Raw genomic sequence first — 13,406 nt, 5'->3', positions numbered from 1 at the left:
GACTCTGAAAACTCTGCTTTTCATAGCTGCAAGCGCTTGTGCAACGGGCGCTTGGGCGCAATTCGACTCAAGCATCACCAGCCCTTGCCCGCAAGACTGGCAGATGTCCGACAAGCAACTGCAGGGCGAATGGCTAGGCTCAATCAAAGACAGTGACGAAAGCATTCGCATCGTTCTGGGCCCGCACCCTGAGTGGGAAGGCAATGTCAAAGGCAGTGTCAGCCGCCCCGGCAGCAACCACCCCATGGTGGGCGATGTGAACCAGGGCTCTGTTACGCTGGAAGAAAGCGCAGATGGCTCACGCATCACCGGCACCTGGCTCGGAGAGGTCGCTGAAGGCAGCTGCGGCACAGAAATTCACGGCAGTTACCTAGAGGGAGAAAATGTTCCACCTCATGCGTTCATCATGCGCAAGGCCAAGCCTTGAACGGCTCCCGATGCTGCCCTTGGCAACCCGCCTGAAAACCCTTTGACCCATGAGCCAACGCCCCCTCGCACTGCACCCTTTGACTCTGAGCATCAGCCTTGCGCTGATGACCGGCCTGACTCCATCCCTAGCCCGCAGCGCTGAAACACCGGCCCCAGAAAGCTGGCAGCAATGCGCCGCCACCACCAGCAATACCGATCGCCTGGCCTGCTTTGATGCCTGGGCACTCAAACAAAACCCGCAAACCCCACCGCCGGCAACAACCTGGATTGCGCCCGTAGCCAGCGCGCAGGACCCCGCTGCGCAAGCTCCCCCCAGCAATGCCGCACCCGTGATCGCCGTGACCGAGACCGGCCTGGCCCTGACGCCCACCAACGGCGGCTGCCGCGACCCGCGCTACAGCGAAATGTCGCGCTACTTTGAGCTGGAGCCCGGCTCTGACTGCGGCACCTTCAACTTCCGTGGCTACCGGCCCATGTCCGTCTCCGTGGCCGTAGGTGATGAGGTCAACCAACAGCCTTACTCGCCAAGCCGTGGCTTGGCCACCGAACAGCCCTATCAGAAGCATGAGATGCGACTGCAGCTCTCGGCACGTACCAAGATTGCCTCCGGCCTGCTGACCGGTCCTACATCGACCGGCAAGGACTCGCTGTGGTTTGGCTATTCTCAGCAGTCTTACTGGCAGCTGTTCAACAGCGACATCTCGCGCCCCTTCCGCACCACGGACCATGAGCCCGAAGTCTTTTACGTCTACCCCACAGACGCCAAGCTGCCCTTTGGCTGGCGCTGGCGCTATTCCGGCATTGGGCTGGTGCACCAGTCCAACGGCCAGAGCAATCCGCTCTCACGCAGCTGGAACCGCTGGTACCTGATGACCGGGGCCGAGCTGGGCAACCGTTGGCAGGTCAACGCCAAGATCTGGAAGCGCATAAAAGAAAGCGCTCTGGAAGACGACAATCCCTACATCCAGGACTACATAGGCCGCGGAGAAATCAAGCTGGGCTGGAACGTAAATCAGCAAAACTACCTCAGCGTGACCGCACGCGGCTCACTAGGCCAAGGCAAGGGCTCGGGGCGCGTTGAATGGCTGCGCACGCTGGGCGAAGGCTGGAACGGCGGCAAGAGCAATCTGCGCCTGCATGTCCAGCTGTTCAGCGGCTATGGCGACAGCCTGATCGACTACAACAAAAAACGTACGGTCTTGAGCGTAGGCCTGAGCCTGCTGGACTTTTAAGCGCAGCAATCGGCTTCAGGCCAGAAAACCTGAAACCTTGACCTGGGTCACGAGCAGGTCCGTGAACCGGGCATAGCCAGCGGCATTGGCATGCACCTGATCAGCGCGCAGCGTGCTATCGCTGAGTACATGGCTCCATGCATCGGCCAGCAGAGGCACCTTCTTGTCTTCGGCCAATGTTTTGTAGATAACGTGATCCTTCATGCGCCCTGTCAGCGCAGCGCTCAGACTCAGTTCAGGCACCGCCACCAGCAGAACGGGAATGGCTTTGCTTTTGCACAACTGCAGCATGCCGTTGATATCGGCCTGCACCGCTTGCGCGCTCTTGCGCTGAAGCCAGTCATTGCCACCGGCACACAAGATCACCAAGGCGGGCTGATGCTCATCAAGCAAACCGGGCAGCCGCGCTGCAATCTGGCTGCTGGTCTCGCCCGAGATACCGGCATTCACCACCTTCCAGCCCGTGCGCTCAGCCAGCACGCTGGGGTAGGCCGCATCCGCACTGGCACCCACGCCTTGCGTCAAAGAATCGCCCAGCGCCAGCACGGTTGAACCTGCGGAAATGGCCACTGCTTTAGGCACTTTTTTACCGCAGGCCGTCAGCAGCATAGTGCTGCCAGCCACTACGGCAGCGGCACGAAAACCTTTAAGAACATGGCGTCGGTATGGGTCAAATATCGGCTTCATGACATCTCTCAAAACAATGGAATGGCAGCGACTGGGTAAGCCCCTTCTCGCCGAGAATAGCCCAGTCCCCGCACTCCAGAGCATGCATTTCTGCACAACAGAAAAACAGCCGTTCATCAGCCATAAAAAAGCCGCTGCAGCCAAAGCCCAGCGGCTATGCAAGATCAGACGGGGGATCAGTCCGGCACCACCGCCGTCACTTCAATTTCTACCTTTGCCCGGTCTTCAATCAGTGCGGCCACCTGCACCGCAGTCATTGCCACGCTGAAGGAGCCAATCAGCTCGCGGTATGCCTTGCCGATTTCGGCCTGCTGGGCCAGATATTCCTTCTTGTCTGTGATGTACCAGGTCATGCGCACGATGTGCTCGGGCTTGGCCCCGCCTGCCGCCAGCACCTCCACAATGTTCTGCATGGCCTGCCGGGCCTGCCCCGCCAGATCATCGGTGTGGAACTGCCCATGTGCATCCCAGCCGATCATGCCGGCCACATAAATCTGGCGACCACTCACGGCAACGCCATTCGCATATCCCTTGGGCCGGGGCCAGCCCGGTGGCAGCAGTACTTGCATGTTCAACTCCTGTTTTCTGATGGATTGGATGAACTCAACCAGCGCTCCATGGCCTGGCGTATATGAGAGGGGACAGTAATGGCCTGATGCGTCTGCAGACTGGTGAAGACCAGCACCTTCTGCGCGGCTACACGCAGCTGACCATCAGGCCCGGTGCAGTCCAGCGCCAGCGTCAATGAACGGTTGCCCAGCTTGCTGATGGTCAGGCCCATATTCACCCTCTCACCCATGCGGGTGACAGCGCGAAAATCGCACTCCAGATGAACGATGGGCAGGCCCACTCTGTCGACCTGCAGCATGTGCGCATAGCTCACGCCCAGCGCCTGATCGAACCAGTCTTCCACCAGCCCGTTAAACAGCACCAGATACTGCGGAAAGAAGATGATTCCAGCCGGATCGCAGTGCGCAAATCGAATCGGCACCTGCACCGCAAAGCGCTTTGAACTATCCACCACGTCATTCATAAAAATCAGCTCTTTCCATCAAAACAGCCTGTAGACCTCACCAGTCAAGCGCATGCAGCTTTTAAAAACATAGCAATCAGGTTTCATGCAGGCGAAAGCGCTGCAGCTTGCCCGTGGCCGTGCGCGGCAGCTGGGCCACAAATTGCACCGCGCGCGGATATTTGTAGGGGGCCACCGTGCTCTTCACAAAGTCCTGCAGCTCCATGCCCATGGCATCGCTTGCGGCATAGCCTGCACGCAGCACCACAAAGGCTTTGACGATCTGGCCGCGCTCGCTGTCTGGCACGCCAATCACGGCGCATTCAGCCACTGCGGCGTGCTGCATCAGCGCCTCTTCCACCTCGGGTGCGGCGATGTTGTAGCCCGCCGAGATGATCATGTCGTCCGTGCGCGCCTGGTAGATGAAGTAGCCGTCTTCGTCCATCAAATACGCATCGCCTGTCAGGTTCCAGCCCCGGCTTACGTATTTGGTCTGGCGGCTGTCATTCAGGTAACGGCAGCCCGTAGGCCCTTGCACGGCCAGCTTTCCCACGGTGCCTGCGGGAAGCTCATGGCCATCGTCACCCACCACCTTGGCATGGTAGCCAGGCACCGCCTTACCGGTGGCACCGGGGCGCGCATCTTCTTCGCGGTGCGAGATGAAGATGTGCAGCATCTCGGTCGACCCAAGGCCGTCGATGATTTCAATGCCCGTGGCGGCCTTCCACAGGGCGCGTGTCGATGCCGTCAATGCCTCGCCCGCTGATACGCATTTGCGCAGCTTGGTTCTGCGCAGACGCTCGCTTTGTTGTGCCATTACGCGGTACGAAGTGGGTGCGGTAAACATCACCGTGGCACCAAATTTTTCCAGCCCATCCACCAGTTGCATGGGGCCGGCTTTTTCCAGCAAGGCCATGCTCGCGCCAATGGCCATGGGAAACAGCACTTGCCCGCCCAGCCCAAAGGTAAACGCCAGCGGCGGGGTGCCAATAAACACATCGTCGGCATTGGCGCGCAACGTGCTCACCGGCCAGCAGGCGCACACCGCCATCACATCGCGGTGAAAGTGCATGGTGGCTTTGGGAATGCCCGTGGTGCCCGAGGTAAAGCCCAGCAGGCAAGTGTCCGTCGCAGCCGTATCGACTGCGTTGAACTGTGTTGATGCTGCCTGCATCAAGGGCTCCAGCGCATCGGCAGCGTTATTGCTATTGAAGAACAGCACATGCTGCAGCACCGCGCATTTGTCTTTGGCACCCACTACCTCGGTGCGCAAAGCCTCATCGCACAGCGCATGGCTGACCTGCGCAATATCGACAATGGTGGACAGTTCTTTGGCCCGCAGCAACGGCATGGCAGCCACGGCCACACCACCGGCTTTAATGACGCCAAACCAGCTGGCCACCATCATCGGGTTGTTGGGCGCGCACAGCAGCACGCGGTTACCGGGCACCAGGCCTTGCTGCACCAGCACATTGGCAATGCGGTTGGCCTTTTCCTGCAGGTCGGCATAAGTCCAGCGCAGGCCTGCGGCCTGAATGCAGAGGCGCTCACCTCGCCCTTCGCGCACATGCTTGTCGAGTAATTCCACCGCGCAGTTCAATCGCTCGGGGAATTGCAGCGCAGGCAGCTCGAAGATGAACTCGGGCTGCAGCTCGGGCGGCGGCAGGTGGTCAGCCGCAAAGGTATCGATATGCGCGGTGTACGACACGGTGTTCGACATGACTCCGACCTTTCAAGCAAAAACAGGCTCTATCGCTTTAGCAATGAGCGGTATCAGCTATGGTTTTTGATGACATCGCGCCCAATAATGAGCTGCTGCACCTCGGTCGCACCTTCGTAGATGCGCAGGGCGCGAATCTCGCGGTACAGGCGCTCTACCGGCTGCTCGCTGACCACGCCCAGCCCACCCCAGATCTGCACGGCCGCATCAATCACCTGCTGGGCGTTTTCCGTCGCCGTCATCTTGGCCATCGCCGCTTCGCGCGTCACGTTCTCGCCCTGGTCGCGCATCCATGCGGCGCGATAGGTCAGCAGCGCGGCGCTGTCAATCTGCGTCGCCATCTGCGCAATCTTGGCCTGCGTCAGCTGAAAGTCCGCCAGCACGCCATTGAACATCTTGCGCGTGGTCACGCGGTACAAGGCCTCGTCCATCGCCCTGCGCGCAAAGCCCAGCGATGCGGCGGCGACTGAGGTGCGAAATACATCCAGCGTGCGCATTGCGACCTTGAATCCTTCACCCGCCACGCCCACACGCTGGCTCACTGGCACGCGGCAGTTGCTGAACTTGAGCCGCGCCAGCGGGTGCGGCGCAATCACATTGATGCGCTCGGCAATCTCAAACCCGGACGTGCCTGCCTCCACAATCAGCGCTGAGATGCCGCGCGCGCCTGGTGCCTCGCCCGTGCGTACAAAGACGACGTAGATATCGGCAATGCCGCCGTTGGATATCCATGTCTTCTCGCCATTGATGACGTATTGATCACCATCCAGCGTGGCCTCGCAGGCCATGGCGGCGACATCCGACCCTGCATCAGGCTCTGACAATGCAAAGGCTGCAATCGCATCGCCTTTGGCAACGCGTGTCAGGTAGCGTTTTTTCTGCTCTTCTGTGCCCGCCAGCGAGATTGCGCCAGAACCCAGCCCCTGCATGGCAAACGCAAAGTCGGCCAGCCCGCTGTGCCGCGCCAGCGTCTCGCGAATCAGACAAATAGCGCGCGTATCAATCTGCTCGCTAGCGCCGCCATAGGCCGGGCCTGCCACGGCATGTCTGAGCCAGCCGGCCTCACCCAGCGCCTTGACCAGTTGCTTGCATTCGGCATCCACATCAGTGCCATGTATATGCGCAATATTCTGCGTAGCCCAGGCATCAAGCGACTGCGCCAGCCGGGCGTGGTGCGGTTCGAAAAAAGGCCATTTCAGATAGCTGGTGTCTGCCATGTCAATTCCCTTCGAACTGAGGCTTTTGCTTGGCCACAAAGGCGTGATACGCCCGCGAGAAATCTTCGGTCAGCATGCAGATGGCCTGCGCCTGCGCCTCGGCCTCAATGGCTTGCTCAATCGTCATGGCCCACTCCTGGTGCAGCATGGTCTTGGTGATGCCATTGGCGAAGCTCGGACCTGCGGCCAGATCGGCGGCCAGCTTCTGCGCCTCAGCCAGCACGGCTTCAGGCTCGCACAGACGGTTAAAAAATCCCCAGCGTTCGCCCTCTTCACCACCCAGACTGCGACCGGTGTAGAGCAGCTCGCTGGCCCGCCCCTGCCCAATGATGCGTGGCAAAAATGCGCAGGCCCCCATGTCGCAGCCCGCCAGTCCCACGCGGTTGAACAAGAACGCCGTCTTGCTGCGCGCCGTTCCCAAGCGCATGTCTGACGCCATGGCCATGATGGCACCCGCACCGGCGCACACACCATCTACTGCTGCGATGATGGGCTGCGGGCAGGCCCGCATCATCTTGACCAGCTCACCGGTCATGCGGGTGAACATCAGCAACTCAGGTGCCTTCAGCGCCACCAGCGGACCGATGATTTCATGCACATCGCCGCCCGAGCAGAAATTGCCACCCGAGCCGACCAGCACCACCGCCTTCACATCGGTCGCCCACTTGAGGTTGTGAAAAAGGTCGCGTAGCTCGGCGTATGACTCAAACGTCAGCGGGTTCTTTCGCTCAGGCCGATTCAGCGTGATCGTCGCTACGCCATCTGTCACTTGCCACTGGAAGTGCGTGGCCTGATAGCCAGCCAGCGGCTTGTGGTTGCCAGCGACCAGCGCCGGATCGATTTGATATTCACTCATGCGTTTCTCCACCCATTCACGACTACATCACTTCGCCACCGGCAACGGCTATGGACTGGCCCGTCATACTTGCTGCACCTTTACCGCAAAGCCACAGCACCGCATCAGCCACCTCTTGCGGCTGCACCAGTCGACCTTGCGGGTTGCTTTTGACGAACTCGGCCATTGCCTCATCGGCGCTGCGGCCTGTTTTCTCCACCACGCGTTCGATGCTGGTTTTGACAATGTCCGTTTCGGTATAGCCGGGGCACACCGCATTCACGGTGATTCCTTTTTTGGCGTACTCCAGCGCCAGCGCTCGCGTCAGCCCCACCACCCCATGCTTGGCTGCTACATAAGCCGCCACATAGGCATAGCCCACCAGCCCCGCTGTGCTGGCCACGTTAACGATGCGGCCCCAGCCAGCAGCCGCCATAGCGGGCAGCACTTGTTGCATGCAATACATGGTGCCGGTGAGATTGACGGCCAGCATCTGCTGCCAATGCGCAGCATCCATCTTCATGAACGGTGTGCTGCTGGCTTGGCCTGCGTTGTTGACCAAGATATTGATAGCACCTTGCGCGCTTACCGCCTGCGCAAACGCCGCATTGACCTCTGATTCATTCGCCACATCGGCCAGCACCATCTGGCAACGACCGGGGTGCTCATCCACCAGTTTTTGCAGCGGATGGGCACGCCGCCCCAGCACCGTGACGCGTGCACCGCTGGCCAGCAGCTGGCGGGCGATGGCCTCGCCAATGCCTTGACCAGCGCCGGTCACCAAAGCGTGTTGATCGTTCAAATCGCACGTCATTTCTGAGCCTTCTCACGTTCGAACAGGCTTTCCATCTGGCGCTTGCCCGCATAGTACTGCTTGGGCCAGGCGATGGCGGTGTAGCCAATCTTGGCGGCCTCGGTCAGCGTCCACGCCGGGTTGGCGAGATGCGGGCGCGCCACGGCGCACAAATCGGCTCGGCCTGCGGCGATGATGCTGTTCGCATGATCAGCCTCGCTGATCGCGCCCACGGCCATGGTGGCAATACCAGCTTCTTGCCGCACACGGTCGGCAAAAGGGGTCTGGTACATACGGCCAAACACGGGCTTTTCGAGCTTGCTGACCTGACCGGACGAGCAGTCGATCAAGTCTGCGCCCGCAGCCTTGAAGGCCTTGGCGATCTCCACCGCATCTTCCGGAGTGGTGCCACCCGGCACCCAATCATGGGCCGAGATGCGCACGGACATGGGCTTATCTTCCGGCCACACGGCTCGCACAGCCTTGAACACCTCCAGCGGGTAACTCAAGCGGTTTGCCAGACTTCCGCCGTATTCATCGCTTCGGTGATTGGTCAGCGGCGAGATAAAGCCAGACAGCAGATAGCCGTGCGCGCAGTGCAGCTCCAGCCAGTCCACGCCAATATCAGCCGCCATCTGCGCGGCGTGCACAAACTGCTGCAGCACTTCATCCATGTCGGTGCGGGTCATGGCTTTGGATATCTGGCTTACGCCTTGCAGATATTGCTGCTCTGACGCGGCCATGATCGGCAAGTTGCCCTGCTCCAGCGGCAAGTCGGTGCCATCCCACGCCAGCCGGGTCGATGCCTTGGCGCCGGCATGGCCGATTTGCATGGCGAACTTGGCATCGGTATTGGCATGAATCCAGTCGCTGATGCGCTTCCAAGCTTGCTTTTGCTCGTCGGAATAGGTGCCGGGGCAGCCGGGGGTGATACGGCCCTCGGGGCTGACGCAGGCCATCTCGGCAAACACCAGTCCGGCCCCGCCCATGGCCCGCGCCCCTAAGTGCACCAAATGGAAATCGCCGGGCACGCCATCTACCGCTGAGTACTGCGCCATGGGCGAGACCACGATGCGGTTCTTGAGCGTGAGGCTGCGCAGCCGGTAGGGCAAAAACATGGGCGGCGGCGCTTTGCCTTGCGTCTGCACGCCATTCTTTTCAGCCAGCCATTGCTCGTAGCCACCCAGCCACGCCGCATCGCGCAGACGGAGGTTCTCGTGGCTGATGCGCTGGCTGCGCGTGAGCATGGAGTACATGAACTGCTCAGGCTCCAGCTGGTCGCAATAGCGCTTGCCGCAGACCTCAAACCATTCCATTGCATTCCAGGCCGCGTTCTGGATGCGCAACGTCTCCACACGGCGCGCCTCCTGGTAAGCAGTCAGCACCGCAGGGATTTGTGCAGGTACATCGCCCATCTGCTTGAACTGGCGCGCCAGCTCAATCGCATCTTCAATCGCCAGTTTGGTGCCAGAGCCAATCGCAAAGTGCGCCGTGTGTACCGCATCGCCCATCAGCACCACATGGCTGCCCTTGGCATTGCGCAGCCACCATTGATCGCACACCACGCGCTGAAAATTGATCCACGCCGAGCCACGCAAATGGCGAGCATTGGTCATCAGCTTTTCGCCCTGCAGGTTGCCCTCAAACAGCTTTTCGCAGAAGGCGATGGACTGCTCCTGGTCAGCGGTATCAAGGCCGCTGGCCTTCCAGGTTTCTTCCGTGGTTTCGACGATGAAAGTCGATGTCTCGTCGTCAAACTTGTAGATATGGGCCTGAAACCAGCCGTGCTCGGTGCGTACAAAGTCAAACGTGAACGCCTCGTATACCTTCTTGGTTCCCAGCCAGATAAAGCGGTTGGGGCGGGTGACGATATCGGGCTTGAAAATGTCGGCGTGCAGCGTGCGGATACGGGAGTTCACACCATCGCTGGCGATGATGAGGTCGGCATCCGCATAGTCTTCGTCGCTTTGTGCATCCGTCTCGAAGACGAGCTTGACGTCAAGCTGTTCACAGCGCGCTTGCAGGATGTTGAGCAGGTGCTTGCGCCCAATGCCTACAAAACCATGGCCGCCAGAGCGAATCTTGCGCCCCTTGAACAACAGCTCAATGTCATCCCAGTGGTTGAACGCCTGCTCCACCTGCGCAGCGGTGACCGGGTCCCAGTCGCGCATATTGTCCATGGTGGCATCAGAGAAAACCACGCCCCAGCCAAAAGTGTCATAGGGCTTGTTGCGCTCCACCACCGTCACATCATGAGCCGGGTTCATCTGCTTCATCAGCAGTGCGAAGTAAAGGCCAGCGGGGCCACCACCTATGCAGACAATTTTCATGACAGCCATCCGCTCCAGACACGTTAAAAAATTACTTTATGTCTAAATTATTGATGTTTGAATTTTTCACTAAAATCAGGCCAAACCCTGAATCACAAAAATCTCAGCATGAGCACCATGCCATCCATGGCCCAGAAAAACTTGGATACACCCACCCCCACGCCAGAAGCCTTGGGGCGCGAAGCCGGTCTGTCACATGACGACCATCAGGCCGTTCGCCTGTGGCTGCGCCTGCTGACTTGCAGCACACAGATCGAACAACTCATTCGCACGCAGCTGCGCAATGAGTTCGGCACCACCTTGCCGCGCTTTGACTATTTGGCGCAGCTCAGCCGCTTCCCCAAAGGACTGCGCATGAAAACGCTGTCTGAATACCTGATGGTGACTGGCGGCAATGTGACGGGACTGACCGATCAGCTGGTCGCCGAAGGCTGGGTGGAACGCGTGGCCGATGAAGAAGATCGCCGCTCCATGACGGTGCGGCTGACGCGGACAGGGAAAAAGCAGTTCAAAACCATGGCCGCCGCCCATGAGCAATGGCTTGAGCAGTTGCTGGCCCCGCTGGGTGGCAAAAACACCCATGCGCTGTACGAGCAGCTGGGGCGCTTAAGGCAGGTACTGAGCGTCCCGGAAAACAGCTGAAACTCGCACCAAGGCCGAAAAACGCCCTCTTTCAGGCGATTTCGTAGAGAATCCCTGCACGCAGTCTTGCGCGCCACAGGCTTGAGGGCATGCTTCATGGATTTACTGCATCTGATGTATCAGCTCAGATCCGGGCACTACTATCTGTACGACATGCGTGATGCGCCCAACGCCATCACGGGTGAGCGCCCTTACCGCCTCAAGACCGAGCTGGTCGCCATTGCTTTTGATCGCATCACTGGCCGCGTGCACCAGCACGGCCCGCCCACCCGGATCAATTCATGGGCCATGGGGGCACAACGCCGCCTGCGCATGGCGGGCGACTGGGAAGCCGCAGACCGGCTGGTTGTAGTGTCGGGCCCACTGCCCGAAGAAGAAATCAACAAATGCCTGCGCGTGCAGGGCTACTGCCGCTGGATGCTGATGCGCCTTGCCAGCATGCCGCATGGCAAGTTGAATGCCCACCGTAACGCCGGCCGCAGCAGCTGGCAAAGACGCGAATCCAGCCAGCAGCGCCGCGCCGCCTGATTTAGCACAAAAAAGGCCTCAAGCGCTTATTCATAAAGCGCAGACAGCTATCAAATCAGGACTTCATCTTCCCCGGCGTCTTCCAAGGAATCCTGCTCTTCCGGCATTTTGACGATCATCACCGGCAAGCCGCTATGGCGCGCGACCTCGCGTGAGACCGAGCCAATCAGAATGCTGCCCAGCCCTCCCTTGCCCGTGGCGCCGATAAGAATCATCTCGCACTCGGTACTCGTGGCAATGTCGATCAGGGTGTTGGCCTCTTCACCCAGGCTGATCTCGACTTCATAAGAGGCTCCAGCCGCTCTGAGCAACTCCTGAGCGGGTGCTACCAAGTCCATGCCTGCATCGATGCTTGCATTGGCAATCAGGTCAGAGTCCGTCGTCGCCAGCTCCAGCAGCGTTGCCTCTTTTTGCACGTGAGCTATGACAAAGTGAGCATCCAGACCATTCTTCAAAAGCTTGATGCCCTGGCGTACCGCCTCAATCGAAACATCCGACCCATCAACCGCAATCATAATTTTGAGCATGGCTTTCTCCTGTTCGAAGTGAGCCCCAGTGTAGGCGCAGGCAACAAAGACGGGTTGCGAATCTGGGGCAAGCAGCGGCTATTGCAGCAGCCCGCCCGGGCATCTGGGAAAATAGCAGGCTATGTTGCAGTTTGACCTCCTCAAGACCGACCCGAGCAGCCATGCGCGCCGCGGCACCCTCACCCTCAACCACGGCAAGGTGCAGACCCCCATCTTCATGCCCGTGGGCACCTATGGCACCGTCAAGGGCGTGATGCCGCGCAGCCTGGAAGAAATGGGCGCTCAGATCATTCTGGGCAACACCTTCCACCTGTGGATGCGCCCCGGCCTCGACATCATGAAGAGCTTTGGCGGCCTGCACGGCTTTGAGAAGTGGGACAAGCCCATCCTCACCGACTCGGGCGGCTTTCAGGTCTGGTCGCTGGGCTCCATGCGCAAGATCACCGAAGAAGGTGTGCACTTTCAGAGCCCCGTCAACGGCGACAAGCTGTTCATGTCGCCCGAAGTCAGCATGCAGATTCAGACGATTCTGAATTCGGACATCGTCATGCAGCTGGACGAATGCACGCCCTACGAAACCAACGGCAAAAAGACCACCGAAGCCGAAGCGCGCAAGTCCATGGAGATGAGCCGCCGCTGGGCCAAGCGCTCCAAAGAAGAGTTTCAGCGCCTTGAGAACCCCAACGCACTGTTCGGTATCGTGCAAGGCGGCATGTTCCTCAACCTGCGTGAAGAATCGCTGCAAGGCTTGCTGGAACTCGACTTTCCCGGCTATGCCGTCGGTGGCGTCTCCGTGGGTGAGCCCAAGGACGAGATGCTGGAGATCATGGCCCACACGCCACACCTGCTGCCCGCCAACAAGCCCCGCTACCTGATGGGCGTAGGTACGCCAGAAGATCTGGTGCAGGGCGTGGCCGATGGCGTGGACATGTTTGACTGCGTGATGCCGACCCGCAACGCGCGCAACGGCACCATCTTCACCCGCTACGGCGATCTGAAGATGCGCAACGCCCGCCACAAGACCGATCATCAGCCCATCGACACCACCTGCACCTGCCACGCCTGCGCGGGCACCAGCGGCGTGAGCTGGAACGATGGCGGCCGCGAAGGCTTCAGCCGCGCCTACCTGCACCACCTGGACCGCTGCGGCGAAATGCTCGGCCCCATGCTGACCACTATCCACAACCTGCATTACTACCTGAACCTGATGCAGGAAGTGCGCAACGCACTGGACGCAGGCACGTTTGCCCAGTTCCGCGCCCAATTCAAGGCAGACCGCGCTCGCGGGGTCTAAAGGTTTATGGGCGTCAGCCCGCTATCTGCTGCAACACTCTCCAAAAAGCCAGAGCAAGTCTCTGGCTTTTTTTCGCCTTAAGGCTTCTACCCGCTTTAAGCGTCATTACTGCTACCAATTGAAATCAATCGTCAATAAAACCGTCAAATGCTCCATTAAA

Annotated in this window: 14 protein-coding genes; 5 read left to right on the top strand and 9 right to left on the bottom strand. The window is 59.7% G+C overall.

Features of this window, described 5'->3' with window-relative positions; translation table 11 throughout:
* Positions 1–103 precede the first annotated feature (103 nt).
* Positions 104–427 carry a hypothetical protein gene (locus CLU84_RS21295; RefSeq protein ID WP_233210331.1) on the top strand — a complete coding sequence of 108 codons (324 nt, stop codon included), beginning with the start codon at positions 104–106 and terminating at the stop codon, positions 425–427.
* A 49-nt stretch (positions 428–476) separates the two neighbouring features.
* On the top strand, positions 477–1,661 hold the full coding sequence (locus CLU84_RS21290; protein WP_099739961.1) for a phospholipase A: 1,185 nt from the start codon (positions 477–479) through the stop codon (positions 1,659–1,661).
* A gap of 15 nt (positions 1,662–1,676) precedes the next feature.
* On the opposite strand, the gene CLU84_RS21285 is transcribed toward CLU84_RS21290, so the two are convergent.
* From CLU84_RS21285 to CLU84_RS21250, 8 genes are all read right to left on the bottom strand, one after another.
* A complete protein-coding gene (locus CLU84_RS21285; protein WP_099739960.1) occupies positions 1,677–2,348 on the bottom strand; it encodes a GDSL-type esterase/lipase family protein in 672 nt (223 codons plus the stop codon).
* A 176-nt stretch (positions 2,349–2,524) separates the two neighbouring features.
* Positions 2,525–2,917: a RidA family protein gene (locus tag CLU84_RS21280; RefSeq protein ID WP_099739959.1), complete on the bottom strand. Its 393-nt coding sequence runs from the start codon at positions 2,915–2,917 to the stop codon at positions 2,525–2,527.
* A 2-nt stretch (positions 2,918–2,919) separates the two neighbouring features.
* A complete protein-coding gene (locus CLU84_RS21275; protein ID WP_099739958.1) occupies positions 2,920–3,381 on the bottom strand; it encodes a thioesterase family protein in 462 nt (153 codons plus the stop codon).
* A gap of 76 nt (positions 3,382–3,457) precedes the next feature.
* Complete coding sequence (locus tag CLU84_RS21270; RefSeq protein ID WP_369826894.1) at positions 3,458–5,080, bottom strand: benzoate-CoA ligase family protein; 1,623 nt, start codon at positions 5,078–5,080, stop codon at positions 3,458–3,460.
* Positions 5,081–5,133: 53 nt separating this feature from the next.
* Positions 5,134–6,297, bottom strand: a complete 1,164-nt coding sequence (locus CLU84_RS21265; RefSeq protein WP_099739957.1) for an acyl-CoA dehydrogenase family protein — start codon at positions 6,295–6,297, stop codon at positions 5,134–5,136.
* Position 6,298: 1 nt separating this feature from the next.
* A complete protein-coding gene (locus tag CLU84_RS21260; protein ID WP_099739956.1) occupies positions 6,299–7,153 on the bottom strand; it encodes an enoyl-CoA hydratase family protein in 855 nt (284 codons plus the stop codon).
* A gap of 22 nt (positions 7,154–7,175) precedes the next feature.
* Positions 7,176–7,946, bottom strand: a complete 771-nt coding sequence (locus CLU84_RS21255) for an SDR family NAD(P)-dependent oxidoreductase (protein ID WP_099739955.1) — start codon at positions 7,944–7,946, stop codon at positions 7,176–7,178.
* Positions 7,943–10,255, bottom strand: coding sequence for a bifunctional salicylyl-CoA 5-hydroxylase/oxidoreductase (locus CLU84_RS21250; RefSeq protein WP_099740102.1), 2,313 nt, complete (start codon positions 10,253–10,255; stop codon positions 7,943–7,945). The genes CLU84_RS21255 and CLU84_RS21250 overlap by 4 nt, the downstream gene beginning before the upstream one ends.
* A gap of 117 nt (positions 10,256–10,372) precedes the next feature.
* Between CLU84_RS21250 and CLU84_RS21245 the strand changes: the two genes are divergently transcribed.
* Together CLU84_RS21245 and CLU84_RS21240 are read left to right on the top strand one after the other, a co-directional pair.
* Positions 10,373–10,897 carry a MarR family winged helix-turn-helix transcriptional regulator gene (locus tag CLU84_RS21245; protein WP_369826901.1) on the top strand — a complete coding sequence of 175 codons (525 nt, stop codon included), beginning with the start codon at positions 10,373–10,375 and terminating at the stop codon, positions 10,895–10,897.
* 105 nt (positions 10,898–11,002) lie between these two features.
* Positions 11,003–11,425, top strand: coding sequence for a hypothetical protein (locus CLU84_RS21240; protein WP_233210339.1), 423 nt, complete (start codon positions 11,003–11,005; stop codon positions 11,423–11,425).
* A gap of 50 nt (positions 11,426–11,475) precedes the next feature.
* Here CLU84_RS21240 and CLU84_RS21235 read toward each other — a convergent pair whose 3' ends face one another.
* Positions 11,476–11,952 (bottom strand): universal stress protein, encoded by a 477-nt coding sequence (locus CLU84_RS21235; RefSeq protein WP_099739952.1) that lies wholly within the window; start codon positions 11,950–11,952, stop codon positions 11,476–11,478.
* A gap of 121 nt (positions 11,953–12,073) precedes the next feature.
* Here CLU84_RS21235 and tgt point away from each other — a divergent pair, with 121 nt between their 5' ends.
* Positions 12,074–13,246, top strand: coding sequence for a tRNA guanosine(34) transglycosylase Tgt (gene tgt / locus CLU84_RS21230; protein ID WP_099739951.1), 1,173 nt, complete (start codon positions 12,074–12,076; stop codon positions 13,244–13,246).
* The last annotated feature ends 160 nt before the right edge of the window (positions 13,247–13,406 follow it).

This window comes from Comamonas sp. 26 (assembly GCF_002754475.1).
GTDB lineage: Bacteria > Pseudomonadota > Gammaproteobacteria > Burkholderiales > Burkholderiaceae_C > Comamonas.
The sequence above is the reverse complement of the archived record's forward strand: the minus strand, read 5'-3'. Positions and strand labels throughout refer to the sequence as shown.